The organism is Mucilaginibacter sp. UYNi724 (assembly GCF_054057495.1).
Genome location: NZ_JBSRZI010000015.1, coordinates 59,776 through 86,160 on the forward strand (window position 1 = coordinate 59,776; position 26,385 = coordinate 86,160).

Annotated in this window: 28 protein-coding genes; 15 read left to right on the top strand and 13 right to left on the bottom strand. The window is 43.5% G+C overall.

Annotated elements, in window-relative coordinates; translation table 11 throughout:
* Positions 1-149: 149 nt before the first annotated feature.
* Positions 150-1,430 (top strand): alpha/beta fold hydrolase, encoded by a 1,281-nt coding sequence (locus tag ACVW0P_RS18575; RefSeq protein ID WP_457133389.1) that lies wholly within the window; start codon positions 150-152, stop codon positions 1,428-1,430.
* Positions 1,431-1,510: 80 nt separating this feature from the next.
* On the opposite strand, the gene ACVW0P_RS18580 is transcribed toward ACVW0P_RS18575, so the two are convergent.
* Positions 1,511-1,984: a DinB family protein gene (locus ACVW0P_RS18580; RefSeq protein WP_457133390.1), complete on the bottom strand. Its 474-nt coding sequence runs from the start codon at positions 1,982-1,984 to the stop codon at positions 1,511-1,513.
* Positions 1,985-2,079: 95 nt separating this feature from the next.
* Between ACVW0P_RS18580 and ACVW0P_RS18585 the strand changes: the two genes are divergently transcribed.
* Positions 2,080-3,858, top strand: coding sequence for a DUF885 domain-containing protein (locus tag ACVW0P_RS18585; protein ID WP_457133391.1), 1,779 nt, complete (start codon positions 2,080-2,082; stop codon positions 3,856-3,858).
* A gap of 288 nt (positions 3,859-4,146) precedes the next feature.
* Here ACVW0P_RS18585 and ACVW0P_RS18590 read toward each other — a convergent pair whose 3' ends face one another.
* The gene (locus ACVW0P_RS18590) at positions 4,147-4,443 is read right to left on the bottom strand and encodes an FtsB family cell division protein (protein ID WP_354428639.1); all 297 of its coding nucleotides are present in this window, start codon (positions 4,441-4,443) and stop codon (positions 4,147-4,149) included.
* 282 nt (positions 4,444-4,725) lie between these two features.
* Positions 4,726-6,078: a DEAD/DEAH box helicase gene (locus ACVW0P_RS18595; RefSeq protein WP_457133392.1), complete on the bottom strand. Its 1,353-nt coding sequence runs from the start codon at positions 6,076-6,078 to the stop codon at positions 4,726-4,728.
* A 309-nt stretch (positions 6,079-6,387) separates the two neighbouring features.
* On the opposite strand from ACVW0P_RS18595, the gene ACVW0P_RS18600 reads away from it, so the two are divergent.
* The gene (locus ACVW0P_RS18600; protein ID WP_457133393.1) at positions 6,388-6,819 is read left to right on the top strand and encodes a nuclear transport factor 2 family protein; all 432 of its coding nucleotides are present in this window, start codon (positions 6,388-6,390) and stop codon (positions 6,817-6,819) included.
* 41 nt (positions 6,820-6,860) lie between these two features.
* On the opposite strand, the gene lspA is transcribed toward ACVW0P_RS18600, so the two are convergent.
* Positions 6,861-7,400: a signal peptidase II gene (lspA, locus tag ACVW0P_RS18605; RefSeq protein ID WP_457133394.1), complete on the bottom strand. Its 540-nt coding sequence runs from the start codon at positions 7,398-7,400 to the stop codon at positions 6,861-6,863.
* A 198-nt stretch (positions 7,401-7,598) separates the two neighbouring features.
* Complete coding sequence (carA, locus tag ACVW0P_RS18610) at positions 7,599-8,702, bottom strand: glutamine-hydrolyzing carbamoyl-phosphate synthase small subunit (RefSeq protein ID WP_354428647.1); 1,104 nt, start codon at positions 8,700-8,702, stop codon at positions 7,599-7,601.
* A gap of 847 nt (positions 8,703-9,549) precedes the next feature.
* On the opposite strand from carA, the gene panB reads away from it, so the two are divergent.
* Both panB and ACVW0P_RS18620 read left to right on the top strand, forming a co-directional pair.
* Positions 9,550-10,365, top strand: coding sequence for a 3-methyl-2-oxobutanoate hydroxymethyltransferase (gene panB / locus ACVW0P_RS18615; RefSeq protein ID WP_457133395.1), 816 nt, complete (start codon positions 9,550-9,552; stop codon positions 10,363-10,365).
* 105 nt (positions 10,366-10,470) lie between these two features.
* Positions 10,471-11,193, top strand: coding sequence for an RluA family pseudouridine synthase (locus tag ACVW0P_RS18620; protein ID WP_354428650.1), 723 nt, complete (start codon positions 10,471-10,473; stop codon positions 11,191-11,193).
* A 3-nt stretch (positions 11,194-11,196) separates the two neighbouring features.
* On the opposite strand, the gene ACVW0P_RS18625 is transcribed toward ACVW0P_RS18620, so the two are convergent.
* From ACVW0P_RS18625 to yiaK, 3 genes are read right to left on the bottom strand one after another with little or no spacing between them, the layout of a single operon-like run.
* Entirely contained in the window at positions 11,197-11,553 is a 357-nt protein-coding gene (locus tag ACVW0P_RS18625) for a helix-turn-helix domain-containing protein (protein WP_457133396.1), read from the bottom strand.
* A 4-nt stretch (positions 11,554-11,557) separates the two neighbouring features.
* On the bottom strand, positions 11,558-11,851 hold the full coding sequence (locus ACVW0P_RS18630) for a type II toxin-antitoxin system HigB family toxin (protein WP_457133397.1): 294 nt from the start codon (positions 11,849-11,851) through the stop codon (positions 11,558-11,560).
* Between the two features lie 51 nt (positions 11,852-11,902).
* Positions 11,903-12,889: a 3-dehydro-L-gulonate 2-dehydrogenase gene (yiaK, locus tag ACVW0P_RS18635; protein WP_457133398.1), complete on the bottom strand. Its 987-nt coding sequence runs from the start codon at positions 12,887-12,889 to the stop codon at positions 11,903-11,905.
* A 123-nt stretch (positions 12,890-13,012) separates the two neighbouring features.
* On the opposite strand from yiaK, the gene ACVW0P_RS18640 reads away from it, so the two are divergent.
* Together ACVW0P_RS18640 and purN are read left to right on the top strand one after the other, a co-directional pair.
* The gene (locus tag ACVW0P_RS18640) at positions 13,013-13,513 is read left to right on the top strand and encodes a hypothetical protein (RefSeq protein ID WP_457133399.1); all 501 of its coding nucleotides are present in this window, start codon (positions 13,013-13,015) and stop codon (positions 13,511-13,513) included.
* Positions 13,514-13,558: 45 nt separating this feature from the next.
* Positions 13,559-14,137, top strand: a complete 579-nt coding sequence (gene purN / locus ACVW0P_RS18645) for a phosphoribosylglycinamide formyltransferase (protein ID WP_457133400.1) — start codon at positions 13,559-13,561, stop codon at positions 14,135-14,137.
* A gap of 39 nt (positions 14,138-14,176) precedes the next feature.
* Here purN and ACVW0P_RS18650 read toward each other — a convergent pair whose 3' ends face one another.
* From ACVW0P_RS18650 to ACVW0P_RS18665, 4 genes are all read right to left on the bottom strand, one after another.
* Complete coding sequence (locus tag ACVW0P_RS18650; RefSeq protein ID WP_457133401.1) at positions 14,177-14,728, bottom strand: STM3941 family protein; 552 nt, start codon at positions 14,726-14,728, stop codon at positions 14,177-14,179.
* Positions 14,729-14,776: 48 nt separating this feature from the next.
* Positions 14,777-15,157, bottom strand: a complete 381-nt coding sequence (locus tag ACVW0P_RS18655; RefSeq protein ID WP_457133402.1) for a hypothetical protein — start codon at positions 15,155-15,157, stop codon at positions 14,777-14,779.
* A 62-nt stretch (positions 15,158-15,219) separates the two neighbouring features.
* Positions 15,220-15,504 carry a type II toxin-antitoxin system RelE/ParE family toxin gene (locus ACVW0P_RS18660; protein WP_354428660.1) on the bottom strand — a complete coding sequence of 95 codons (285 nt, stop codon included), beginning with the start codon at positions 15,502-15,504 and terminating at the stop codon, positions 15,220-15,222.
* A gap of 5 nt (positions 15,505-15,509) precedes the next feature.
* Positions 15,510-15,752, bottom strand: coding sequence for a hypothetical protein (locus ACVW0P_RS18665; protein ID WP_457133403.1), 243 nt, complete (start codon positions 15,750-15,752; stop codon positions 15,510-15,512).
* Between the two features lie 194 nt (positions 15,753-15,946).
* Between ACVW0P_RS18665 and purH the strand changes: the two genes are divergently transcribed.
* From purH to ACVW0P_RS18700, 7 genes are all read left to right on the top strand, one after another.
* On the top strand, positions 15,947-17,473 hold the full coding sequence (gene purH, locus ACVW0P_RS18670) for a bifunctional phosphoribosylaminoimidazolecarboxamide formyltransferase/IMP cyclohydrolase (protein WP_457133404.1): 1,527 nt from the start codon (positions 15,947-15,949) through the stop codon (positions 17,471-17,473).
* Between the two features lie 215 nt (positions 17,474-17,688).
* Positions 17,689-18,711: a rod shape-determining protein gene (locus tag ACVW0P_RS18675; RefSeq protein WP_067054626.1), complete on the top strand. Its 1,023-nt coding sequence runs from the start codon at positions 17,689-17,691 to the stop codon at positions 18,709-18,711.
* A gap of 89 nt (positions 18,712-18,800) precedes the next feature.
* Entirely contained in the window at positions 18,801-19,637 is an 837-nt protein-coding gene (mreC, locus tag ACVW0P_RS18680; protein ID WP_457133405.1) for a rod shape-determining protein MreC, read from the top strand.
* Positions 19,630-20,148: a rod shape-determining protein MreD gene (gene mreD, locus ACVW0P_RS18685; protein ID WP_457133406.1), complete on the top strand. Its 519-nt coding sequence runs from the start codon at positions 19,630-19,632 to the stop codon at positions 20,146-20,148. The genes mreC and mreD overlap by 8 nt, the downstream gene beginning before the upstream one ends.
* Complete coding sequence (mrdA, locus tag ACVW0P_RS18690; protein ID WP_457133407.1) at positions 20,149-22,164, top strand: penicillin-binding protein 2; 2,016 nt, start codon at positions 20,149-20,151, stop codon at positions 22,162-22,164.
* Positions 22,157-23,431: a rod shape-determining protein RodA gene (rodA, locus tag ACVW0P_RS18695; protein WP_354428671.1), complete on the top strand. Its 1,275-nt coding sequence runs from the start codon at positions 22,157-22,159 to the stop codon at positions 23,429-23,431. Before mrdA ends, rodA begins: the two co-directional genes overlap by 8 nt.
* Before the next feature lie 50 nt (positions 23,432-23,481).
* Entirely contained in the window at positions 23,482-24,393 is a 912-nt protein-coding gene (locus ACVW0P_RS18700) for a hypothetical protein (protein ID WP_457133408.1), read from the top strand.
* On the opposite strand, the gene ACVW0P_RS18705 is transcribed toward ACVW0P_RS18700, so the two are convergent.
* Entirely contained in the window at positions 24,394-25,482 is a 1,089-nt protein-coding gene (locus tag ACVW0P_RS18705) for a hypothetical protein (RefSeq protein ID WP_457133409.1), read from the bottom strand.
* A gap of 77 nt (positions 25,483-25,559) precedes the next feature.
* On the opposite strand from ACVW0P_RS18705, the gene ACVW0P_RS18710 reads away from it, so the two are divergent.
* Complete coding sequence (locus ACVW0P_RS18710) at positions 25,560-26,141, top strand: thymidine kinase (RefSeq protein WP_457133410.1); 582 nt, start codon at positions 25,560-25,562, stop codon at positions 26,139-26,141.
* Positions 26,142-26,385 lie beyond the last annotated feature (244 nt).

The window sequence follows — 26,385 nt, forward strand, 5'->3', positions numbered from 1 at the left end:
TAAAGCCTTAAATATAACAACAATTTTACAATGGAAAATAATCTATTATTGCTTTTTACGACTTTATACTATTAAATGTTGCTTTAAGTTATTAGTATAAAAGTAAATCCTTTCTATTTATTAATTTCGCCACAGACAATTAGCACTATATGAAGAAAATATACCTGATAGCGTTTGTTTTATTATTTGCAGCACGGCTTAAGGCCCAAGAGCCTGCAAATTACGCGGCAGTTGCCAATAAATTTAAACAATTTTATAACAGTAACCAGCCCGATAGCATCTTTGCTATGTTTAGCCCTGAAATGAAGGCAAGCTTACCGTTAGATAAGTTTAAACCAACTACTGTACAGCTAAAATCGCAACTGGGTAACATCAAACAAAACAGTTTTTTAAGTTACAGTTCGCAATTAGCTGTTTACAAGGCAACGTTTGATAATGCCGTGTTTTTACTTAATTTATCGCTTAACAGCCAAAATAAACTGACCGCTTTGTTGCTTAGCCCTTATGTGGAGGAAGCTAAATCAATAGCGATGGACGCCTCTCTAAAGGAGTCTCCTGTGCTACTTAAAACCTTTTCGGGTTCTATTTCGGGCACTTTAACTACGCCGGCAAATGCACAAGGTAAAATACCGGTGGTAATTATCATTGCGGGATCGGGCCCTACAGACCGAGACGGTAACAGCCCTAAACTTGGCCTTAATGGCAATACCTATAAAATGCTGGCAAACGAGCTTGGTAAAAATGGCATAGCCAGCCTGCGTTATGATAAACGCCTGGTGGGGCAAAGTGTAACTACTACTAAAGAAAAGCAACTGCGCTTTGAAGACTATGTGGATGATGCCGTAGGCCTGGTGAATTTACTGAGCGAAGATCAGCGCTTTTCTAAAGTGATCGTTTTGGGCCATAGCGAAGGTTCGTTAGTAGGGATGCTGGCTATTCGCGATCAGCCGGTTAAAGGTTACATCTCAGTTGCCGGTGCAGGCCGCTCGGCAGATATTGTGGTGACCGAGCAGATGAAAGCTTACCCTAAATTTATCCAGGATAACTTTAAAACAATGCTGGATAGCTTGAAAAAAGGAAAGTTTACGGATAACATCGACCCGAAACTTTACCCAATAGCCAGGCCGGATATCCAGCCTTACCTATTATCATGGTTCAGGTACTCGCCAGCCCGAGAGATTAAAAAAGTAAAAATACCGGTCCTGATCGTACAGGGGACTACAGATATCCAGGTACCGGCCACTGATGCCGACCTTTTGAAAAAAGCAAAATCGGACGCGGTGTTATTGATGATCCCAAATATGAACCATGTTTTAAAAGAGGCCCCGGCAGATAAGGAACAAAATGCGGCCACGTACAGCAAACCTGACCTTCCCCTGAAACCCGAACTTGTTACCGGGATAGTAAATTTTATAAAGGGATTGAAATAGATGTGTAAATGTACGGATATCCAGATGTGCAAATGAGTTCATCTGCATATTTGCACATCTGAAATCTGCACATCCTTTAACTACTTCCAGGCACCCAGCAACCTTCTCAACAATATAATTTCTGAGGTATGGTACGCGTTATGGTCGGCTACCTGCAGGGCTTCGCGCAAGATGCTTTGCCCATCGCCATGCGGGATATTTTTGTAGATATCGTCGCTATTTAACAAGTTTATAAATTCGGCCCTGTCAGCGTTGATCTGGTCCACCGTTTTATCCCACTCGGCATCATCTTTAGGTTCGGCTTCTTTAGGCCAATAATCATCAGGCCATTTTGGCGATTGGTGGCTGCCGTCTTTACTAAACTCCAGCATATCCCACTGCGCAATGCGGATGTGCTCTGCAAGTTGCCAGATACTGTAGGGCAGGTTATGGGGTTTTACGCCGCGCAATTCTTTAGGCAGGCCCGCCAGTGCATCTTTCAACGTAACATGCGCGCCACCGCCCTCTATCATTTTTATTAATTCGTTTATAAGTATTTCGTGCTGATGATCCATAATAAATAAGTTTGTTGTTTAACAAATTAGATACAGGTTTGATTTATATGGTTCAAAAGTTTTAAGTTTATGCACCAAAGTTAAATTGTACCATAGTGATCAAAAAACTACTATTAATGGCCCTTTATGTGGCTGCATTTACCGGTTGTAAAAAGGATGGCAACATGTCCCAGGAGTTGGGACTGAAAGATGACGCCGCCTTTTTAAGATACGAAGACCACTTTTTAGAGGAACTATGGAAGAACAACCCCGACTGGGCAACAAGCGTTGGTTATCATAAATACGATAGCCTTTTGCTGGTACCATCGGCCAAAAACCGCGACCTTGCCGTAAAGTTTGCCAAAGTTCAGATAGACTCCTTGAGCCGCTACCAGCCTAATACGCTTAGTGATTTTAACAAGATGGATAGCCGCCTGATGCAAAACGAAATGGAGAAGATCCAGTTTTACAACGAGCAGCTTAAAGCATACGAGTGGGACCCTTCATCATATAATGTTATAGGATCTTTCGCTACAATATTGAATGAGAATTATGCACCGCTTACCAAGCGCCTGCGTAGCTTTTATCAAAAGATGGAAAACATCCCTGCGTATTATAAAGAGGCAGAGAAGCAAATAAAAAATCCAGTTGTTGAACTTACCCAACTTGCAATAGACCAGCACTTGGGTGGTGTTGGTGTTATTGAAAATGATTTTGCCGACTCCCTTAAAAAGACCAATATCCCCGCTGCCGAGCAGACATTAATGCTTGGCAGGGCTAAAATATCTGCGGCGGCTATTAAAGAATACGCGGCATGGTTAAAGGCATTGAAAAATGATAAGCCACGCAGCTTTAGGCTTGGTAAGCAATTCTACGAGGCCAAGTTTAAATACGAGATCCAAGCCGAGGGGACTGCTCAGCAAACTTATAACTCGGCAGTAGAGCGTAAGAAATTCTTGCACAAAGAGATGGCCAAGCTAAGCCGTGCGCTTTGGCCCAAATATTTTGGCAAGCAGCCAATCCCGAAAGATTCTTTAGAATTTATTGCCAGGGTGATAGATACGCTATCGGCTAAGCACGTTGCCCCGGGTGAGTTCCAGTCGGCAATTGAGAAAGAGATACCTAAGCTAACAGCATTTATCAGGAGTAAAGATATTGTAACGCTCGACCCTACGAAGCCGTTGGTTGTACGCAAAGAACCTGCATATATGGCAGGAGTTGCAGGTGCATCGATCAGCGCGCCGGGCCCGTATGATAAGAACGGTAATACGTATTATAATGTGGGTAGCCTTTCGGGCTGGCCGGCAGAAAAAGCGGAGAGTTATCTGCGCGAATACAATGATTATATATTGCAGATCCTTTGTATCCACGAAGCAATCCCCGGCCACTATACCCAACTGGTATACGCCAACAAAGCGCCAAGTATGATCAAAGCTATCTTTGGCAATGGTGCTATGGTAGAAGGTTGGGCGGTATTTAGCGAGCAGGAAATGATGGATGCCGGCTTTGGCGATAACGCGCCGGAAATGCGCCTGATGTGGTATAAATGGCACCTGAGATCGGTTTGTAACACCATATTAGACTACAGCGTGCACAGCAGCAATATGACCAAAGAGGATGCTATTAAAATGCTAACCAAAGAGGCCTTTCAGCAACAAGCTGAGGCCGAAGGCAAATGGAAACGTGTTAGCGTGAGCAATATACAGCTAACAAGTTACTACACTGGTTACAAGGAAATAAACGCCCTGCACGAAGAGTGGAAAAAGAAGAAAGCCGACAAATACAAGTTGAAAGAGTTTAACGAGAAGTTCCTGAGTTATGGCAGCGCACCGGTTAAATACATTAAAGAGGCAATGTTTGCCATACCTAAGATAGACCCGAAAGGGAATAATTAGATGAGAAGATGTGCAGATGTGCGAAATTTGCAGATATTTGGATAAAACAAATACTGGCGTAAGCTAAAGCTTGCACATGTTTTCAAACAAGTTACGCTATGCTTAACTTGCGCGAGCGGAAATTTTACTTTTTCATACTGAGTGATAGCGAAGCATCTATCAACAAACGTTGCATTGCCGATTGTCAAGTCGGCGATTAGATGCTTCAAATCGTTCAGCATGACGAACGAGAGATAAGCGCGATGGTGTTATTTATCTACACATCTGCATATCCACGCATTTGCACATCTATTTTTTCTTCTCGTGTACAATAACAAATACGTCTTCGTTATCTTTTTTCATGAGATACTTTTCGCGGGCGAATTTCTCGAGCTTGACTTTATCGGAGGTAAGTTCGGATAGGTCTTTGTTAACCTTGTCAGTTTCAGCCTGGTAAAAAGCCTCTTCTTGCTTTAACTTGTTGAGTTGCTGGTGATAATCGTACTGAGAGAACAGATCGTTCTTGTCAAAAAAGGTCATCCACACTACAAAAGCCACCGTAACCAGGAAGAATTTGTTCTTGATAAGGTTTAAAAGGCGTCTCATTTGTGTCGGTTCGATTTTCACTTTAAAGCTATTTAATTTCTTTTGAGGTTGCAAATATGGTTATTAACATCCTAACATAAAAATTTTATGATAGATGATCGCATGGAAAAAGGCCCTAAAAAACAAGTAAAAATTTCATCATTTTTCGACTTTAAACCACCTAAAAACGACAGTTGAACGCAAAAAACAGAAGGTTGCTTACCGAAAAAAAAGTAATAAAAAGAGGATAGAGATTAAGTAAATCCTAATCTCTATCCTCCAATCTCTAACCTTCGGCCCGGATTATCTCCGGCCCGATGATGACCTGCTGGCACCGCTCATACCGCTGGCACCGCCACGGCTGTTGGTTGCACCACCGCTACCGCGATGGCCTGCCGGCCTGCCGCCTGCACCGGCCCTTTTGTTGCCGCCACCATGCCTGCCACCTGCCGAAGCCGGGCTTTTTGGTGTGCCGTTTTTAGCTTTGCTCATCATCTTCTCCGTCATGGCTTCGTAGCTTAACGGGTAGGGATGGCCAAGCTCTACGGGGATATCTTTGGCAATCAGTTTATGGATGTCTTTAAGGTAATCTATCTCTTCCTCGCCATCGCAAAACGTAAGGGCTATGCCGCTTGCACCTGCACGGCCGGTACGGCCAATACGGTGTACATACGTTTCAGGGATGTTCGGGATCTCGTAATTAATAACGTGGGTAAGCTCGTCAATATCGATACCGCGGGCGGCAATATCGGTAGCTATAAGCACGCGGGTGGTACGGTTCTTAAAGTTAGTCAACGCACGCTGGCGCGCGTTTTGTGATTTATTCCCGTGGATAGCCTCGGCAGTGATGCCGGCCCGAAGCAGGTCTTTAACCACCTTATCTGCACCATGCTTGGTACGGGTAAACACAAGTGCTGTCTTGATACCTTTATCCTGTAAAATGTGGTTAAGCAATAAGCGCTTATCATTTTTGCTTACGTAGTATAACGATTGCTGAATGGTATCGGCAGTTGATGATACCGGGGCAACCTCTACACGTGCAGGTTTCTGCAAAATGCTGTCTGCCAGGTGCTGGATCTCGTTAGGCATGGTAGCGCTAAAGAAAAGCGTTTGCCTGTTGGCAGGTACCTTGGCTATTATTTTTTTAACGTCGTTAACAAAACCCATGTCCAACATCCGGTCGGCCTCGTCAAGGATCAGCATTTTTATCTGATCGATGTGTACGTGGCGCTGGTTCATCAGGTCTAATAAGCGGCCCGGGGTAGCTATCAGGATATCTACACCACGGCGCAAGGCATCAACCTGTGGGTTTTGCGATACACCACCAAAAATAACCAGATTTTTAAGGCCGGTATTTTTACCATACGCAGTAAAGCTTTCGCTGATCTGGATAGCTAGTTCGCGAGTTGGCGTAAGTATAAGCGCCTTAATTTGTTTTTGCTCTTTATGTTTTTGCTTATCCAGGAATAACAATTGTAAAATAGGGATAGCAAATGCAGCCGTTTTACCGGTACCGGTTTGGGCACAGCCCAACAGATCGCGGTGTTGTAATATATAAGGTATAGCTTGTTCTTGTATAGGCGTTGGGGTTGTATAACCCTCTGTTTTTAAGGCCCTTAATATGGGCTCAATTAAATTTAAATTTTCAAATGACATGTAATGATTGTAATGTATATGTGCTAACGCGAAGCATTAAGCGGATCTGAAGAGTGTCTAATAAATCAAAACCGTAAATCGACGGGTAATTATCGCAAAGATACGCTTTTTATACACAAGTTGTGTTAACAGCTGTAATGTGATGAAATAGTGACGATGTGGTTGATAAGTAGAGAGTGGTTAAATGTTGAGTGGGTGCTTTTCGCAGCAACTATTGCATTTGTGGAGAACTGGTAATTCGCTTATTTGATTGCTTGTTTATTCGTAAATAGCCTCATTATAAAACAGTTAAATTTATTATACTTGTTTATGAAAAAACTATACTGCCTTATCCTGTTTGCCTTTATAAGTGTAGAAGGCTTTAGCCAAAGCGCTGCCAATGAGCCGAAGATAAAAGCTGCCATAGTAAGTTTTTATAACGGCTTATCATCATTGGATGATGCTGCTATTGGCGCCGCGGTAACTAACGATTTTACCTTGGTAGAGCATAAAAAAATCTGGAATACCGATTCGCTGATGAAGGCCCTGGCGCCTATGAAAGGGACAGGCGTTAAACGGATTAATAAGCAGGAATATACTAAGATAGAGCAAAATGGCAATGTAGCATGGGCCGTTTATTACAATACCGCCGATATTACCCGCGGGGATAAAACAAAATCTTTTAAATGGCTGGAAAGCGCGTTGTTAGTTAAGGATGGCGGGAAATGTAAACTAAAGCTACTGAATGTAACCGACTTGTAGCAAGCCGAAGTTCTCTCTCCTGTTCAAACAAGCGGTACGTATTATTCCGCTGTATGTTCTCCTGCTTCAACCAGCCCTTCCGCTTTTTTCTGCTCTTTTCTTTTCAAAAAGGCATCCAATAAGATCAGCCCGATCCCTATCATGATAGAAACATCAGCCGCGTTAAAAATGCCTGTTTGCAATGCGCCGAATTGGATGTGTATAAAATCGGTAACCGATCCTTTTGTGATCCTGTCGTAAAGGTTGCCCACGCCGCCACCGATGCAAAAAATGATGCCGGTAACCATAAGGTTGCTTAACCCCTTTTTGGTAAGGCTATATATTAATGCGCCAACAAGTGCTATAACGGGTAATAGGGTAAGCAGTATAAACCTGAATGGCTGCACCAGTTTATCGCCAAGGCTTAAGAACGCGCCGGTATTTTCTACCCGTAGCAGGGTAACATGATCGTTAAAAAAGCGGTATTGGTCGTAAATGCCGATATGGGCACGCATCATGGCTTTCGTTTCCTGGTCGGCAATTACGTTCAGCGCCAGTATCACAAGGAAAAATATAATGCGAGTAGTGCCTGTTAATTTCATTGATGCGAAAATAGAAAAATATCTTCAAGCATCATTATAAGGAGTGATAGTGACGTGGTGATGATTTGATAGAACTAATCGCAGATCTTGCTATCAAAGATTGCCACGCTACGCCCATAATGGCGCATAGGTTAAACAAAAAGCCTTTCAAGTTAAACTCGAAAGGCTTAATCATTTGCACATCTGCACATCAAAATACTATTTCTTCATCATGCCGATGAAATCATCGAACAGGTAACGGCTATCGTGCGGGCCGGGTGACGACTCGGGGTGATATTGTACCGAGAACGCGTTCTTGTTTTTTACACGGATGCCTTCAATCGACTGGTCGTTTAGGTTTACGTGCGTAATTTCTACTTTGTCTGACGCTCTTACGGCATCTTGCACCACACCAAAGCCATGGTTTTGCGAGGTTACTTCACAATGATTGATGATCACGTTTTTAACCGGGTGGTTTAAACCGCGGTGGCCATTAAACATTTTTTGAGTTGGGATATCGTTAGCCAAAGCCAAAAGCTGGTGACCAAGGCAAATACCGAACAACGGTTTATCTGTAGCCAATATCTTTTTAACAGTATCTATTGCGTATGGCATTGCCGACGGATCGCCGGGGCCGTTAGAGATAAAGTACCCCGAAGGAGAAAAATCTTTCTCCATTTCTTCGAATGTGGTTTTTGCCGGGTAAACTTTGGCGTAAACGTCACGGTCGTCAAAATTGCGTAGGATGTTCTTCTTAACACCAAGGTCAAGCACCGCTACACGGTAGGCAGCGTTCTCGTCGCCAAAGGTGTAAGTTTCTTTGGTAGATACCTGTGATGATAGCTCAAGGCCATCCATATCGGGTGCTTCTGCCAGTTTGGCTTTCAGTTCGTCGAGGTCTAAAATTTCTGAAGAGATAATGGCGTTCATGGCGCCTTTATCACGGATGTGGCGAACTATCTGGCGGGTATCTACATCAGAGATGCCGACGATGTTTTGCTCCTGAAAATAATCCTGGATGCTTTCGTTTGCTTGTTTGCGGCTGTAGGCGATGTTGTAGTTTTTACAAACCAACCCGGCTATCTGGATATTGGCGGATTCAACCTCTTCGGTAGCAATACCGTAGTTGCCAATGTGCGCATTGGTAGCCACCATAATTTGCCCAAAGTAAGATGGGTCGGTAAAAATTTCCTGGTAGCCGGTCATGCCGGTATTAAAGCAAATTTCGCCTGTGGTAGTACCAATTTTCCCGGCGGCCTTGCCATAAAAGGCTGTTCCGTCGGCCAATAATAAAACTGCAGGTAATTTGGTGAAATGATTCATTTAGCAAAAAAATTGAAAGGGTTATTGATTCGGATTTTCTGGCACGAAGCTCCGTGAAAACAAACCGGATGGTTGAAGTAAGATACCTCGTTATTCACGGCGCAAAAATAGAAAAATATTTACGATTTTAGATGTACGATTTTAGATTTTTTGGATGCATGTAAATCCTGACGCAAATCTGAAGAATATACAGCCTTTTGTTTAAAAGCCAATTAATAGGTATCAAACATCTAAAGTTGTAGATTTGGGTAAGCCTTAATAATAATCACAAACGGAATTCAATTTTATGCCGCCAACCTTCCTTTTATTTTTAGGCTTTGTATGCTATCTCGGATTTATAACACTTTCATTAGTGATATGTATCCCAATGTTATTTATAGAGTCGGTAAACTTACTGGCAAAAAAGATTATCTTAACAGTATTGATCTCATTTCCATGTTTACTAATGACAGGATTTGTATTTACAATTGTATGTGTATTACCGGCATTGTTGTTTACCTGGTTGTACAATAATAAATATATACCAACAACAGTCGGAATTTATGCAACCATTGCAAGTTTTTTGATTTTCGTAGGCATAGTAGCTATTTGCTCGCTTTATCTTTGGTATTTTGCAAGTAACCTAATTTACAAACGACTGGATAAAAAGCCTTTGTCTGACTTTTTAGATAATGATAAGATTTACAATTACCTGAAGCTTTTTTTGATTAAACTTAGAATTGTCAATACTTAACGGACTTCTGCTTTTAACCCGTCAAAATATAACGCATTAAAAAAGCAAATCCGAAATCGTAAATCTAAAATCCGAAATAAGAATACCTTTGCATTACAAAACCAAAAAGATGCCATGTCGGTAAACAAAGAAGTTAAACGCATTACGACGCATATACTGCAGGAAATGAAGAACCGTGGCGAGAAGATAGTCATGCTTACGGCCTACGATTTTTCGATGGCTGCCATTGTAGATAATGCCGGTATGGATATTATCCTGGTGGGCGATTCGGCCAGTAACGTTATGGCCGGGCATGAAACCACGCTGCCTATCACGCTGGATCAGATGATCTATCATGCGTCGTCGGTAGTGCGTGCGGCTAAACGCGCTTTGGTGGTTGTAGATCTGCCATTCGGGTCCTACCAGGGTAACTCTAAAGAAGCTTTAGCATCAGCCATCCGTATCATGAAAGAAGCGGGGGCACATGCGGTGAAGTTGGAGGGTGGTGTAGAAATTGCAGAATCTATCAGCAGGATTTTAACCGCGGGTATCCCTGTAATGGGCCACTTGGGTTTAACCCCGCAGTCGATCTATAAATTTGGCACTTATACCGTTCGTGCAAAAGAAGAAGCAGAAGCTCAAAAGTTAAAAGAAGACGCCTTGAAATTGCAGGAACTTGGATGTTTTGGGATAGTGTTAGAAAAGATCCCCGCCAAGCTTGCCAAAGAAGTAAGCGCGAGCCTTACTATACCAACCATAGGCATAGGCGCAGGCCAGCATTGCGACGGGCAGGTATTGGTGATCCACGATATGCTGGGAATAAACAAAGGGTTTAAACCCCGCTTTTTACGCCAGTACGCCAGCCTGTTTGATGTGATGAACGATGCCATAAGCCATTATGTTGGCGATGTAAAGGCAAAAAGCTTCCCTAACGAGAAGGAGGAGTATTAATGTGCGGATATGCAGATGAAGCCTCTCCCCAGCCCTCTCCGAAGGAGAGGGAGTTATAAAATAAACACTTTCGGACTTCCGGACTACGGACTTCCGACTTAAAATATGGCTCGACCGGAATTTAATTATATAAGTAAAGATGTTACCGATGAGGATGTGCTGTATGAGGACAACCACCTTATTGCGGTGAACAAGCGCGCGGGCGATATTGTGCAGGTAGATGATACCGGCGATGATTCGTTAGATGAGAAGGTGAAGCGGTACATCGCCCAAAAATACAACAAGCCGAACGGCGCTTTTCTGGGCGTAGTACACCGGCTGGACAGGCCCGTTAGCGGGGTTATCCTGTTCGCTAAAACCAGCAAGGCTTTAGAGCGCATCAATAAGATGTTTAAGGGCCGCGAAATGCATAAAACCTATTATGCCATCGTGCGTAAACGCCCGCAGCCAGAGGCTGGTAACCTGGTGCATTACCTCATTAAAAACCCACAAAAAAATGTTACCAAAGCCCACGATAAAGAAGTGGCCGGCAGCCAGCGGTCCGAATTAAACTACAAACTGGTTGGCGAACTGGACGGCTACTTTGTAATAGAGGTAGACCCCATAACCGGCAGGCCGCACCAGATCAGGGTTCAGCTATCAACCTTGGGTTGCCCAATAGTTGGCGACAATAAATATGGTTACCCCCGTGGCAGCCTGCGTAAAAGTATTTGCCTGCATGCCCGCCGCCTGCAATTCATCCACCCCGTAAAAAACGAGCCGATCCTGATTGTAGCTTCCCTGCCTAAAGATGGTTTTTGGGAAAAGTTTGAGGGGTTGATAGATTAAGGGTTAGTAAGCCTGTATCAACACCTCTGTAGGTATTTTTAAATTATCGTGCAAAAGGCGTATCATTTCTAACGATAGCTTTCTTTTCTTATTTAAAATTTCACTTGCACGGCTTTTTAAGCCAATAACTTTAGCCAGGTCATTTTGGTTATAACCCATTTGTTCCATCCGGAATTTGATGGCTTCTACAGGGTCGGGGAAAGATATTGGAAAATATTCGTTTTCGTAATTCTCTATCAGTATCCCCAAGATCTCCAATTCGTCACCGTTTTCAGAACCATGTGCTGCATCAAAAATAAGCTCCAGTCTTTCTAAAGCATGTTGGTAATCTTTCTCGTCTTTAATCGGTTTTATTGTCATCGTTTTAAATAGTTGTGGCGTCAATTTTATCATACTCGGCATGCGTTCCTATAAACCTGATCCATGCCATTTGATAGCCATAATTAATTTTTACAATTAGCCTGTAATTATTCCCTTTAACATTAAAAACAACCCTGTTGTCAGCCAATATACTTGCACTTGGGTATTCTTTTTTTATATCATTAGGGCTGCTCCATTCGCTATTACATGCTTCTTGAAACCACGCCTTTAATTGCTGTTCGCAGTCGGCATGTTTTGCCCAAAAGTCACGTAAGATCTTTTTAGCGATTACTCTCAAAACAATAATTTAAATAAAGATAATAAATAAGTTCCCAATACGGGAATTTATTTACAATTGTTTTAATTTCTCCCAAGCCCCATCATCCACCCAAACTCCTTCCTTTAAACTTTGCTCCCTTGTGCGCAGCATGTTTTCGCCGGGGAACAGGATCTCGTCATTGCTTTCGCCACCGCCGGTTTTGGTGTAGCTGATGATCTGGTCTATCAGCGATGCGTTCCGTTCGTTATCTGTTTTAATGGCGATAAATACTTGCGATACCCCTGTTTCTTTCCTGCCCGATTGTGTGATAACCGAAGTAGAGTCGCCCCCGCTAAGCAAAGTGGCCAGCAAATCTAACACCAGCGACAAGCCCGAGCCTTTCCAAAAACCGATAGGCAGGGCGCGTTTACTTTCCACTATCGCGGCAGCATCAGTAGTTAAATTACCTTCCATATCATATCCACCGGGGACGGGTAGAGGTTTGCCCTGCGCCTCATACTGCCAAAGTTTGCCGAATGCATATTGCGAGATCGCCATATCCAGCACCACATTTCCGCCATCGCGAGGGATGGCAATGATGAGCGGGTTATTGCCCAGGCGTGGCTCGGTGCCGCCCCAAGGGGGCAAGTTGGCAATGGTGTTAGTAAAACAAAGGCCAATGTAACCTGCCTCCGTAGCTTGGTTGCCGTAGGTGCCGCCACGCATCCAGTGGTTGGTATTTTTGATGGCTACACAACCAATGCCGTTATCCGTTGCCAGGGATATGGCCCTATCCATACAAAACTGCGCGTTAAGCATACCGGGACCAAGGTTGCCGTCCCATTGTTCCATAGCGCCAAAAGCGTTTACTTTAGTTGGCACAGCACCGGGGAACACCAAACCCTCTTTAATATATTCAATGAAAGTGGGGAAACGGTTAAGGCCGTGGCTGTACACGCCGTCGCGGCTGTTATCGGTAAAAACGGTTGATATGGCATCGGCAATGTTATTATCAATATCGAGGCTGGTAAGCACCCGTTTAAATTCGGCTTTTAGTTGTTGGTAGGGTATGCGCATAAGGCAAATATAGCAGGCTTGTGCAAGCTGTATAATTATATCGCCCCGAAATATTTACACATATAATGAGTTATAATAAAGCAGCTTTTGAAATTGCTTAAGTAAACTATCTTTGTAGCGTAAATGAAGAACAAACAATTATACTTTTTACTGGCCGTTTTGATGGTTTTGGGCTTTATGTTTAACTCATGCAAAAAGGAAAAGACCGACAGCCTAAAAAGTTTATTTACAACCGGTAAATGGCAATTGGGTACCGTTATCGAGTATAAATACCTGGGCAACCAGGAAACTTCCAAAGATACTTTGCAATGCGATTCGGCCCAGATATTTAAGTTTAACAATGATATGACCTGTAGCTACAGCTACTTTGATTGCCTTGGGTCTACGGTAAATGGTAAATGGTCGTTATCTGATACTAGGTTGTTTTTGTTTGCAGATCTTACTTATCCGACCGCTACTACAGCGGGCACAACGCAGCCCTTCATCAATTCGCGCATTGTTAACCTTGGCGAATTTTCGATGGTGCTGGAAACCGGCAACCTGCAAACTTATTACACCGCAACCGATACGCGAACCATTCGGCGATATGGATTTATACGTATTAAGCCTAATGTTGCACAATAATTTGAATAAATTTTATATTTTGCGTAACAAAAGCTACCATCCATTTTGAAAAAGAGAATTGCCATTTTTGCATCAGGGTCCGGGTCTAATGCCCAAAAGATAATGGAGCATTTTAAGCGTAACGCCGATGCCGAAGTTGTACTGATACTCACCAACAACGCACAGGCCTACGTTTTGCAACGTGCCGATAACTTCGAGATCCCATCGCATATATTTAACCGCCACGAGTTTTACGATACCGATGATGTGATAAGCCTGCTAAAAAATCTTCAGGTAGATATCATTGTGCTGGCCGGCTTTTTATGGCTGGTACCGCCAAGTTTGCTAAGCGCCTTCCCCAATAAAATCATTAACCTGCACCCCGCATTGCTGCCTAAATTTGGCGGCAAGGGTATGTATGGCGATAACGTGCATAAGGCTGTATTGGAAGCAGGCGAAGAGGAATCGGGAATTACCATCCACTTTGTGAACACCCAGTTTGATGAAGGCGAGATAATTCACCAATCGCGCTTTAGGATAGAACCCGGCGATAACCTGGAGATGGTGAAATTTAAAGGCCAGCAGTTAGAGCACCAACATTTCCCCAAGGTTATTGAAAATTTGTTGAAGAAGATGCGTTCGTAAGTGATTAGCTAACTTATGGTTATTATAAGTTGCTTGTTATTATAACTGACCTTCAATCTCTTCCGAAACTGTCTTCCACCTCTCATTTACCTGTTCGTATAGGTCTTCAAAAGAGATCCGCAAAGTGCTTGTGCTGATATTTATCGGCGAGCCGTACATCCGGTAGTTCATCCTAGCTGCGCGCCTGCCCAATACATTGTTTTGCCTTTTGATGTAGCCTTCTGCGTCTTCTACCTTAACCACCATAAATTTTTGACTGCCAATTTCTATAACAGATAAGCTCACAATGTCTACCCAGGGTATAAAACCAACTGAAAAGGGGCTCGAATTATCTACAATGCCGTTATTATCTATAACAAAACCGGGGCCGGCATCAAACATTTTATTGGCTATAAATAAGGCGCATACGCCAAAAAATACAATGGCTGTGTATCCAACAATAGTTATTAATAAAAGGCTTTTGTGGAAGATGCCGGGGTTTTTCACAAGCCAGATGCCTGCGGCAACAAACAATAACGCACCAATTAGCAACGCTGTTATTTTTAGCTTATTTAAACCTATTTCTACAACACCGTTTACATCCTGATCCATAGCGGTAATTAGTTAACGCTATTGTAACCGCAGGGATGGCGAACTGTTTTATTTAACCTTTACAAACTGCATGGCGCAGCCCTCAATACAAGCTCTGTTGCCAAGGTTTAGCGAATCGCCTTTTACGCGGTATATAAAGTTTTGTTGGCCCGCGCCGCTAACTGTAAGGGTGATGCTGTCAGTTAAAGTATAGGTTTTGTAATCTTTAAACAGGGTGCCTCCAATGGCGCCGCCTACTTTAAATACAGCACTGGTATTGCCGGCTGCAGGTGTCCAAATTGTAGCAGGCGGGCCTATGCCTGCTTTAGTTCGCACCAGCTTCCATTCACCAACTATAGAATTTGTAGGGTTGGAGACACTTTTTTTACAGGCACTCACACTAATAAACACCAGCATAGCAAGCAATAAAATTTTAACAGCAGGTTTCATAAAATTGGTTTTTATCGTGTTACGCAAAGGGTTGTAAATACGCTACAAAAATGAGGCTGTTTTTACGCTAATAACGAACCATGAATGATTTCATAAACAATCAATTCTCCATTGACTATTTTAAAAGCAATCACCCAGTCGTTAAAGTTAGTGCAAGAGTAACTTAGGGCCGCTAATTTTGGGTGCGAGCAAATGGTGTATTGGACATTAGGTATCGCGAGCCTATCAATTGAAGCTTTAAATTTAACGGCAAATCGGGCTCCACTACCAGGTGTGTTTTTAGATTCAACAAAGTCAGCTATAGCATACAGCACACGAGCCGCTTTAGGAAGTAGTTTAACTTTCACGCGCACTACTTGCGATTGATGTAGTTTGACAAAACTGTGTCTAAATCAATAGGTTCTTCATTTAACCCTTTGTTTAGATATATTTCCAGTTCCGCATCTGTTGCATTTCTGCCAATGCCGGTAACCATGTCAGCCTCACTTAATTCTTTAATTTCAGAGGTTTCGGCATGAAGGCCAAGTTCTTCGGCAAGCTGCATAAGCAACGTGGTTTTTTTGTCTGAGTTTGATTGAATAATCACCGTTGTCATACCTCTAATTTAGCTCAATTATTTAAATTGAACAAATTTTATTAAACCAACCAAATTTGCGAGACACAAGCTTAAAAAATACTGCTGCCGATCTCTTTCTCTAACCGCCAATTAACTAATCACTAATTAACTATTTATCTAACCACTAATTAACTTAATTACTTACCTTTGCGGCTCAAAAATTCCCTGTTGTAATGAGTCATTCTGTTCAAATAAAAAACGCGCTGATTTCTGTTTATTACAAAGACAACCTCGAGCCTATAATACACGAGTTGAACCGCCTTGGTGTGAAGATCTATTCTACCGGTGGTACCGAAACCTTTATCCGCGACCTGGGTGTTGATGTAGTTGCTGTTGAGGACCTTACATCGTACCCGTCTATCCTGGGCGGCCGTGTAAAAACCCTGCACCCAAAGGTGTTTGGCGGTATCCTTGCCCGCAGAAGTTTTGACAGTGATGAACAGCAGCTGGCACAGTACGGAATTCCCGAAATTGACCTGGTAATTGTTGATCTTTATCCGTTCGAAGAAACCGTAAATTCCGGCGCAGGCCAGGAAGATATTATCGAGAAGATAGACATTGGTGGCATCTCGCTTATCCGCGCGGCGGCAAAAAACTTTAAGGACGTGGTTATCCTTGCGTCTAAAGACGATTACAGCGAGTTAGAAGAGATATTGAAAACACAGGAAGGTGCTACCACGATTGACCAGCGCCGCCGTTTCGCTCAAAAAGCATTTAATATCTCATCAAACTACGATACCCATATTTTCCAATACTTTGACCAAAGCGAGCCGATGCCTGTTTTTAAACAAAGTATCCAAAGAAGCCAGGTTTTACGTTACGGCGAAAACCCGCATCAAAAAGGTACATTCTATGGTAACCTTGATGCCATGTTCAACAAACTGAACGGTAAAGAACTTTCATACAACAACCTGGTTGATGTTGACGCCGCCGTTTCTTTAATTGATGAATTTACCGAGCCTACCATCGCCATTTTAAAGCACACTAACGCCTGCGGTATCGCATCGCGGCAGCACATTAAACAAGCCTGGATAGATGCTTTGGCTTGCGACCCGGTTTCGGCCTTTGGTGGGGTTATCATCGCTAATGATGAGATAGATGCCGCTACCGCGGCAGAGATCGACAAGATATTTTACGAAGTTTTAATTGCCCCGGCTTATACCGACGAGGCGGTGCAGATACTATCAGCTAAAAAGAACCGTATCGTATTGGTTCGCCAGCCGGTTGAGCTGCCGCTTAAACAATTTAAAACTTTGTTGAACGGTGTTATCGAGCAGGATAAGGATAATACAGTAGAAGGCCCGTCGCAAATGAATTCGGTAACGGATAAAAAAGCAACCGATCACGAAATGCACGACCTATACTTTGCCAACAAGGTAGTTAAGCATACAAAATCAAATACCATCGTGTTCACCAAAAACAACCAGTTAATGGCAAGCGGTGTTGGCCAAACTTCAAGGGTAGATTCTTTGAAACAGGCTATTATCAAGGCAGAAGGCTTTGGATTTGACCTAAAAGGCGCAGTAATGGCATCTGATGCTTTTTTCCCGTTCCCCGATTGTGTGGAGATCGCTGCCGATGCCGGTATTACCGCGGTTTTACAGCCGGGTGGTTCTATAAAAGACCAGGACTCTGTAAATATGTGTAACCAAAAAGGTATTGCCATGGTTACCACAGGAGTTCGCCATTTTAAACATTGATTGTGAGTGGTGATTAGAGAGGGGTGAGTGGTTGCTTATTTGACAACATAATAACTACTCACTTAATAAACTCCCCACAAATCAACCACAACAAATACGAATTATAAAAAATTAGAGTTATTAATTACTAATTTACACGAATACAAGGCCCGTGTTACCTGGGCACCAAAAACAGTTTTTAATTTCACATTCCAGCTAAATAGAAATAACGCCAAATGGGTTTATTTAATTTTTTCACGCAAGAGATAGCTATCGATCTGGGTACTGCAAATACCCTTATCATACATAATGATAAAGTTGTAGTTGATGAGCCATCAATTGTGGCCTTTGACCGTACAACAAACAAAGTAATTGCCATTGGCCGCCAGGCTATGCAAATGGAGGGCAAAACCCACGATAACATCCGTACTGTTCGTCCGCTTAAAGATGGTGTAATTGCCGACTTTAACGCTGCCGAGCTAATGATACGCGGCATGATAAAAATGATTAATCAGGGTAAAGGATGGTTTTTCCCATCGTTACGTATGGTGATCTGTATCCCATCGGGCATTACCGAGGTTGAAAAGCGCGCGGTACGCGATAGCGCCGAAATTGCAGGCGCTAAAGAAGTTTACCTGATATACGAACCAATGGCTGCTGCCGTAGGTATCGGTATCGACGTGGAAGAGCCCATGGGTAACATGATCATCGATATTGGTGGTGGTACTACCGAAATAGCGGTTATCGCTTTATCGGGTATCGTTTGTGACCAGTCTATCCGCGTAGCGGGAGATAACTTCGATTCGGACATCGTTCAGTACATCCGCCGCCAGCATAACATTATGATAGGTGACCGTACTGCCGAGAAAATTAAAATTGAAGTAGGTGCAGCTTTGCCTGAGCTTAGCGAACCTCCTGCAGATTTTGCGGTACAGGGCCGTGATTTGATGACAGGTGTTCCAAAACAGATCACCGTATCATACACCGAAATTGCGCATTGTCTTGATAAATCGATCTCTAAAATTGAGGAAGCGATCTTAAAGGCATTGGAGATTACCCCGCCCGAGCTTTCTGCCGATATTTACCAGACCGGTATTTACCTTACAGGTGGTGGCGCATTATTACGCGGTTTAGATAAACGTGTGGCTGCCAAAACCAAACTACCTGTACACGTAGCCGAAGACCCGCTTCGCGCCGTAGTACGCGGTACAGGCACAGCCCTTAAAAATATAGGTAACTTTAAGTTTTTAATGCAATAGTGTAGAAGCAAGAAATAAGAGTCAAGAATCAAGATAAGGTCTTGGCTCTTGACTCTTGACTCTTGATTCTAATAGCAAATCTTCCAGGCATGCGTAACCTCCTGATATTTATTGCCAAGTACAACGCATTCTTTCTATTCCTTATTTTCGAGATAAGTTCGCTTATCATCTATATCAAATACAACTCTTTTCAAAAGGCAACTTTCATTAATAGCACCAATCAGGTTACCGGTAATTTATATGCTAGGGCAGATGAGTTTAAAGGTTACCTGAGCCTGAAAGAAGTTAACGATAAGCTTGCTAAAGAAAATGCCGCGTTGCGTAACGAGTTGCGCTCATCTAAATATGTAGATACCGTATCAAAGCACCAGGTAACCGATTCTGTTTACAAGCAGCAATATATATACATCCCGGCGCAGGTTATCAGCAATTCGGTAAATAAGCGTAGCAACTATTTAACAATTAGCCGCGGCAGTAAAGATGGTATTGCCAAAGGTATGGGTGTAACGTCTGCAGATGGTGTGGTAGGCAAGGTTGTTTTTGTGGGCGAGCATTTGTCTATCGTACAATCGCTGCTGCATAAAGATTCGCGCTTTAGCGCTATGCTGGCTACCAACAAGGCTATTGGCTATTTGCAATGGGGCGAAGCTATGGACCCGCATAAAGGTTTATTGGTTGATGTATCTAACAACGCCCAGCCAAAGGTTGGGGAGTTAGTGGTAACGTCAGAATTGTCGCTGTTCCCGGCGGGGATCCCGATTGGTAAAGTAAGCAAGCTTAACGCCAAGGGTGGCGGTTTTTTCCTGAATATGGAAGTAGCCTTCGCGGTTGATTTTAGCAAACTGGAATACGTGGATGTAGTGATCAACAAGTTTGCCCTGGAGCAAACCACTTTAGAAGCACAGGAGAAAAAGGCCGATGAGTAGGATCTTAATAATTAATCTTATCCGTTTTGTAGTGCTTGTAGCGCTACAGGTTTTCCTGCTGAAAAATATTTCGCTTTACAACCTCTCAACGCCGTACCTGTACATACTGTTTATACTTTTGCTGCCGTTCGAAACCCCAAACGTGGTGGTTTTTGTGCTCGCATTTGTACTGGGTATAACCATAGATGCTTTTTATGATACGCCGGGCCTGCACGCTGCATCATGTACCTTGCTGGCATTGGTGCGTGTGCTGTTCATCAGCATAACGGTGCAAAAGGATGGTTTTGATAATGAACCCGAGCCTACGCTAAGCATAATGGGTTTCAGGTGGTTTTTTACTTACGCGCTTGTCCTTACACTTTTTCACCACTTTTTCCTGTTCAACCTCGAGGTTTTTAGGTTTGATGAGATAGGCTACACACTAAGCCGGTTTTTATTGAGTTCGATATTTACTGTATTTTTGATGCTGGTTTCGGGCTTATTGTTTTTCAGAAAGAAAGAGCGTAAATAAATGAATAGTTTTTTTGAGCGGAGGTACGTTATAGCGGGCATCTTTATCACGTTGATATTGGTGTTGCTTGCCCGCTTGTTTTATATCCAGGTGGTGGACGACCGCTACTCGCTTTACGCCAGCCAAAACGTTGTACGTAAATTTGTAAAATACCCTGCCCGCGGGCCAATACTTGACCGCACCGGCAAAATAATGGTGGAGAACGAACCCGTTTACGACATTACCGTTGTGCCCAAACAAGTAAAATCATTTGATACCGTTGAGTTTTGTAAACTGCTTGGCATAGACCGTGAAGGTTATGATAAGCGCATGGTAAAGGCACGGAAGTATTCGCCATACCGCACTTCTGTTTTTGAGAAGCAGGTAACAGTAGAGCAATATGCCGCCTTCCAGGAACGCTTGTCAGAGTTTCCCGGTTTTGATACCCAGCAACGATCGTTACGTACCTATCCGGATACCGCCGCGGCGCAATTTTTAGGTTATATAGGGGAAGCTACAGATGCCATCATCAAAAGATCTAACGGGTACTATAGTCCGGGTGATTATGTGGGAATAACCGGGGTCGAAAAATCATATGAAACCGTTTTGCGCGGCCAGCGTGGTGTCGAGAACATTATGGTAGATTCGCGCAATGTACGTAAAGGCAAATATGCCAACGGCGCTTTCGACACATCGGCAGTAGCCGGCGAACGCCTCATCTCGTCACTGGATATGGCCATCCAGAAACTTGGCGAAAAACTAATGACCAACAAGGTGGGCAGTATTGTAGCCATCGAGCCATCAACCGGCGAGATACTTTGTTATGTAAGCAGCCCAACCTATGATCCTAACCTGCTTGTGGGGCGCCAGCGTGGCAACAATGCCGCTAAATTATATAAAGACCCGTACAAGCCATTTTTTACCCGGCCCGTTCAGGCATACTATCCGCCCGGCTCGTCATTCAAACCGCTTAGCGCGCTTATAGCAATGCAGGAAGGTGTTATAACCCCGCAAACCGTTTACCATTGCAGGGGGTATTACCAGGCCGGTAACCGCCGCGTTCCATGTTTCCATCACGAGGTACATGGCGATGTTAACCTGGCCAGCGCGGTTGCCCATTCATGTAATGGTTATTTTGATATGGTTTTTGAGAAGCTGATCAATCGTAACGGGGCAAAAAAAACGGATACATCATTTAATTACTGGCGTGATAATGTGGCCAAGTTTGGCCTGGGGGCAAAATTAGACCTGGATATGCCAAATGAAAACCGTGGCAATTTGCCTAAAGCAGCTTATTACGATAAAGTTTACGGTAAAGGCGGCTGGCGTTCAAGTACTATAATTTCGTTGGGTATAGGCCAGGGTGAATTATCTGCAACGCCACTGCAGTTAGCTAATATCGAGGCTACTATTGCTAACCACGGTTACTATTACAAACCGCATTTAATTAAGTCTGTTGGCGATAAACAAGTGATCAGGAAAGAATATACGCTACGGAATTATGTAGGTGTTGATGCACAATATTTTGAACCTGTTATAGACGGAATGCAAAATGTGGTTGACTTTGGTACGGCCAGCAGTTCAAAAATACCGGGCATTGTAATGTGCGGAAAGACAGGTACAGCCGAGGTTAAGAACCGCGAATCTAATTCGGTGTTTGTAGCGTTTGCCCCGCGCGACAATCCGAAAATAGCTATAGCTGTGGTTGTTGAAAGCGCGGGACAGGGCGCTACCTGGGCAGCGCCCATTGCCAGTTTTATTGTTGAGCAATATTTAAAAAAGAGCATCTCTAAACGCCCGTCGGGTATTTTCCCGGAGTATTATATTGGGAGGAACCTGCTGCCCGAAATAATTTTGAAACCTGCCGATAAAGCAAAGATAAAAGCTGATAGCCTTAAAAAAGCTACTGCCGACTCACTAAAAAAAGCAGCGGCAGATTCCGCAAAAAGAATTAAATCGGCACAAAACAAACCGGCAAAAAAAACTGACCAGACCAGGTTAACTGCCATGCTGCCAAACAGGAGGGACAATGAATAACCAGCGCAGCTTCTTTTTTAATGTAGACTGGTTAACGGTGTTGCTGTACCTTGCGCTGTGTACAATTGGTTGGTTCAATATTCATGCTGCGATGTATGATGAGAGTAATACAACCATCTTTAATATGGATACCGAATACGGTAAACAACTTGTTTATATCATTTCGGCGTTGGTAATAGGGTCCGTGATCTTGTTGTTAGAAAGCAGGTTTTTGTCCGCCTTGGCGCCCGTGTTTTATATTGTAACGGTACTTTTGCTTATAGTGGTACTTGTTGCCGGGCATAATGTTGGCGGTAACCAGGCCTGGATAGATATGGGCGGCGGTTTTAGGCTGCAGCCATCCGAGTTTGCCAAGTTTTCTACCTGCCTCTTGCTGGCGCGATACCTAAGCGCCACCAACGTAAAAGTTACCGACCCAAAATCGTTTCTGATAGCCGGCGGGATCATTTTCCTGCCCATGCTGCTTATTAAAATGCAGCCCGATGATGGGTCGACATTGGTATTTTGTTCGTTAATATTGGTGCTTTACCGCGAAGGTTTATCGGTTTATTTCCTCATTATTATTGGCCTTTTGGTTACCCTGTTAATTTCAGCATTGCTGGTGAACGCCTGGTATATCATCATCGTTTTGGTAATTGCAGTTGCTTTACTGCTGTTTATGTTTGGCCGTAACCGCAAGTTTGCTACCGGTATAATTATAGGCTTAGTAGTAGCTATCGGCTTTGTTTTTGCCGCGAAACCTTTGTACCTGCATGGTTTAAAACCACACCAGCGCGTACGTATTGATGAGGTTTTGGGCTTAAGTAAAGACTTGCGCGGGGTTGGGTATAATCAAAATCAATCAAAAATTGCCATAGGCTCGGGCCGTGTCTGGGGTAAGGGCTATTTGCAGGGCACCCAAACAAAATACTCTTTTGTCCCTGCGCAAAGCACCGACTTTATATTTTGCACCGTAGGCGAAGAGTGGGGCTTTGCCGGTTCTGTTGTGGTACTTGGTTTATACCTGTTCCTGCTATTGCGCCTAATTGTTATTGCCGAGCGGCAACGTGCGCCTTTCGCGCGGATTTATGGATATGGGGTAGCCTCTATCATCTTCTGCCACGTTATCATAAACATAGCCATGGCTATCGGTTACATGCCTGTTATTGGCATTCCGCTGCCATTCATCAGTTATGGCGGGTCTTCATTATGGAGCTTTACTATCCTGCTGTTTATCATGCTAAAGCTCGATTCTAACCGGATGGGCTTATCTAATGATAGGTTTTAATAACTGCAAAAAAGCGTTAATTTAGGATACCTAACTTTAAGGTGATTACAATGAGCGCAATCCTTAACTTCCTCAAAAAGAAAGACCTTTACCTGGGGATACAACGCTATCTGCTGGGTTCGGTCATGATCGCTTACGCCATCCCCAAAATATTAAAAGCCCAGTTTGTAATTATACCCTTCGAAACCTGGCAAACACCATTAGAGCATCTTTCTGGTAAATCATTGGCGTGGGCATTTTTAGGATATTCGACTTGGTTTGAGATAATGCTTGGCTTTTTTGAGCTTATCCCTGCGGTGCTTTTATTATTCAGGCGCACTACACTCACCGGGGCGATATTGATATTTCCACTTACACTAAATGTGTTCCTCATTAATATGGCGCTAAACATATCGCATAACACCAAAGTGATTGCCTTGATCTTACTTGTGCTGAATATTTTAGTGCTGGTATTCGAGTGGAGAAAACTATGGAATGCAGCTCTGGTCATCATAGGCAAAGTAAAATTGAAATTCACAGCAGCCGAAATTGCCATAAATTTTATAGTGATTGTTGTTGTAGGTTACATGGCTGTACGCGGCTTAAGCGTTTACATAAAACAAAGAAACTTTTTAACCGGCGACTGGATAAACCGCCACCCCAATGAGTGGGTGCTTAAAAGTGAAAAGTTAGGCGATAGTACATTAAAAGCAAGGGAACTGAAAGTTTACTTCGGTTCTTACGGTAGTTATTCGGAATTGGATTCGGCCGGCAAAAACGGTGAACAATTAACGTATCGCTTAAACGAAAAGAAAAAGACCTTAAATTTTTATACTGTTGGTGGAAACGCGGTGTTTTACAAAGGCAAATACCAACTAACCGGCGATACTTTACTACAGATCAAAAAGGTGATAGACAGCACTCAAAATACCATATTAACGCAGGTATATAAACGACGGATAATTAATGGCGATAGCGAATAACTACGCGTAGCGCCGTTTTAGTAGAGCATAAAATTTATCCATCGTAGCCTTTTTGCCTTCCCAGTTGTTTTTGGTGACGTAGTTAGTTTTCAGGAAGCGGTCGGCCTCTTCAAAATTGGCAAAGCGGTTCACTATTTCAATGGCCTCGCTGTAGGCAAGGCTGTAGCCGTTAAACAGGTCTTTCACAAAAAGTAGCTTATCATTCAGGCTGATGGCTGCTTTAATATCCTTTATCGGTGCTTGGGCAGGGTCTGCGCTTGTTGACGCCTGTGTTCCCTTCAATTGTGCCGACATGCGCTCGTTAAACGATAGTGGCTTGGTTTCCTTTATGGGTTCGGGTGCAGGTACAGGTTCTTCCTCCTTAACCTTTGGCGTATTATCAATAACCGGCTCGGGGTTGGTTGGTACTATGTTAGGCTCCTGTGTTTCGTCGTCGGTATTAATTGTCTCGCCATCCAGGATGCTTTCCATGGTAACCGCGTTAGTTTTTGGCTCTTCCTCTTTCTCAGTGATAACAACCGGGGCCTCGTCTTCCTCGTCCCAGTCATCGGCTTCATCCAGGATCAGGTCATGCTTAATAACTTCCGGCTCCTCGCGTTCAAACGAATAGCTGTCTTTATCGGTACCGCTGCTTAGGTCTATCTGCGGGGTTGGTTGTTCATCCTCAACAGGGGTAATATCTATTTGAATAGGCTTTTGTTCAACAGGGTTTTCGGGCTTAAACGGCGTACGCTCAACTACCGGCCTTGCCTGGTGCACAAGCGGTTCAAAATATTTGGGTTCGTTGGTATTTAGCTTTTTTACTTCCTCAATAACGGCTTTTACAGGCGCCGGTCTTAAATCTGCGGGTTTTGGCAAATCAAGCTTTTTCTCCTCCACATGCGGGGGCAGGGTATGCTGCAACTGTACCTTTTGCAGGTTTAGTTTCCTTAAAATTTCGGCGTGGTCTTTTAAAAAGTGGGTGTTGGCAACAAAAAGTTCAAGTTCAAGGTCGTTAAGGTTATCTGCAGTACTTTGCAGGTACTCATATTGCTCGTTAAGTTCTTTTATTATGGCGCCGGTCTTTCTAAATACTTCCTGCTGCTTCATGGCTGTAATGTTAGGAAAATGCTTACCAAAAATAGCATAAAATTCTGATATTAGCCCCTCACTAAAGTTTTGAGAGATTGTACACCGAGGAAGTTTTTAAGAGGCGAAATGAGATTGGCGGGAGTGTGGAAGTTGTCTGTGGATCAATGTTTTCGGGTAAAACCGAGGAATTGATCAGGCGGGTAAACCGCGCGCGGATAGCGAAAGTAAATGTTGAGATTTTTAGCCCCGTGGCCGATACACGCTACGATAAAAGCGCCCTGGTATCGCATAACCTCAATTCTATCCCATCTAAAGCGGTTAGTAAAGCTGCCGAAATTTTGCCCCTTGCCAGCCATATCCAGGTTGTCGGGATTGATGAAGCGCAGTTTTTTGACGATGGCCTGCCCCAAGTTTGCCAGGCCCTGGCAGATGCCGGCATCCGGGTAATTGTAGCCGGTTTAGATATGGATTTTAAAGGCCGCCCCTTTGGTACCATGCCGCAGATAATGGCCATGGCCGATTCGGTAACCAAGCTGCATGCCGTGTGCGTAAAATGCGGCCAGCAAGCCATGTACTCGTACCGTTTAGTACCCAACGAAAGCCAGATACTTTTAGGCGAAAAAGAAAGCTACGAAGCCCGTTGCCGCAATTGTTTTAATTTGGACGGAAGTATATAGCATATATTTTAGCCTGGTGAGTTACTCCCCCCCCACACAAGCCTGTCCCCGCCCACTCTCTGAAGAAGAGGAGTAAACCAAAAAGTCTTTTCCCCTCCTTCCGCGCAGCGAAAAAAGGGAGGTCGAACGTAGCGATGACAGGGAGGTAAAATCTTCGCCTACAGCCCACAAATCCACTTTGTATAAATAAAATTACATTCCTCAAATAAACAATACACCGATTATAAAGGTTATCTTACAAAAC

Coding starts and splice junctions, on each gene's coding strand:
- carA (WP_354428647.1), bottom strand. CDS start 8,702: ATGAATCATTTCACCAAATTACCTGCAGTTTTATTATTGGCCGACGGA.
- mreD (WP_457133406.1), top strand. CDS start 19,630: ATGAGTAGGATCTTAATAATTAATCTTATCCGTTTTGTAGTGCTTGTA.
- ACVW0P_RS18575 (WP_457133389.1), top strand. CDS start 150: ATGAAGAAAATATACCTGATAGCGTTTGTTTTATTATTTGCAGCACGG.
- ACVW0P_RS18665 (WP_457133403.1), bottom strand. CDS start 15,752: ATGACAACGGTGATTATTCAATCAAACTCAGACAAAAAAACCACGTTG.
- ACVW0P_RS18700 (WP_457133408.1), top strand. CDS start 23,482: ATGAGCGCAATCCTTAACTTCCTCAAAAAGAAAGACCTTTACCTGGGG.
- yiaK (WP_457133398.1), bottom strand. CDS start 12,889: ATGCGCATACCCTACCAACAACTAAAAGCCGAATTTAAACGGGTGCTT.
- ACVW0P_RS18625 (WP_457133396.1), bottom strand. CDS start 11,553: ATGACAATAAAACCGATTAAAGACGAGAAAGATTACCAACATGCTTTA.
- ACVW0P_RS18675 (WP_067054626.1), top strand. CDS start 17,689: ATGGGTTTATTTAATTTTTTCACGCAAGAGATAGCTATCGATCTGGGT.
- panB (WP_457133395.1), top strand. CDS start 9,550: ATGTCGGTAAACAAAGAAGTTAAACGCATTACGACGCATATACTGCAG.
- ACVW0P_RS18620 (WP_354428650.1), top strand. CDS start 10,471: ATGGCTCGACCGGAATTTAATTATATAAGTAAAGATGTTACCGATGAG.
- ACVW0P_RS18595 (WP_457133392.1), bottom strand. CDS start 6,078: ATGTCATTTGAAAATTTAAATTTAATTGAGCCCATATTAAGGGCCTTA.
- ACVW0P_RS18590 (WP_354428639.1), bottom strand. CDS start 4,443: ATGAGACGCCTTTTAAACCTTATCAAGAACAAATTCTTCCTGGTTACG.
- ACVW0P_RS18655 (WP_457133402.1), bottom strand. CDS start 15,157: ATGAAACCTGCTGTTAAAATTTTATTGCTTGCTATGCTGGTGTTTATT.
- lspA (WP_457133394.1), bottom strand. CDS start 7,400: ATGAAATTAACAGGCACTACTCGCATTATATTTTTCCTTGTGATACTG.
- ACVW0P_RS18705 (WP_457133409.1), bottom strand. CDS start 25,482: ATGAAGCAGCAGGAAGTATTTAGAAAGACCGGCGCCATAATAAAAGAA.
- purH (WP_457133404.1), top strand. CDS start 15,947: ATGAGTCATTCTGTTCAAATAAAAAACGCGCTGATTTCTGTTTATTAC.
- ACVW0P_RS18600 (WP_457133393.1), top strand. CDS start 6,388: ATGAAAAAACTATACTGCCTTATCCTGTTTGCCTTTATAAGTGTAGAA.
- ACVW0P_RS18580 (WP_457133390.1), bottom strand. CDS start 1,984: ATGGATCATCAGCACGAAATACTTATAAACGAATTAATAAAAATGATA.
- mreC (WP_457133405.1), top strand. CDS start 18,801: ATGCGTAACCTCCTGATATTTATTGCCAAGTACAACGCATTCTTTCTA.
- rodA (WP_354428671.1), top strand. CDS start 22,157: ATGAATAACCAGCGCAGCTTCTTTTTTAATGTAGACTGGTTAACGGTG.
- ACVW0P_RS18640 (WP_457133399.1), top strand. CDS start 13,013: ATGAAGAACAAACAATTATACTTTTTACTGGCCGTTTTGATGGTTTTG.
- ACVW0P_RS18650 (WP_457133401.1), bottom strand. CDS start 14,728: ATGGATCAGGATGTAAACGGTGTTGTAGAAATAGGTTTAAATAAGCTA.
- mrdA (WP_457133407.1), top strand. CDS start 20,149: ATGAATAGTTTTTTTGAGCGGAGGTACGTTATAGCGGGCATCTTTATC.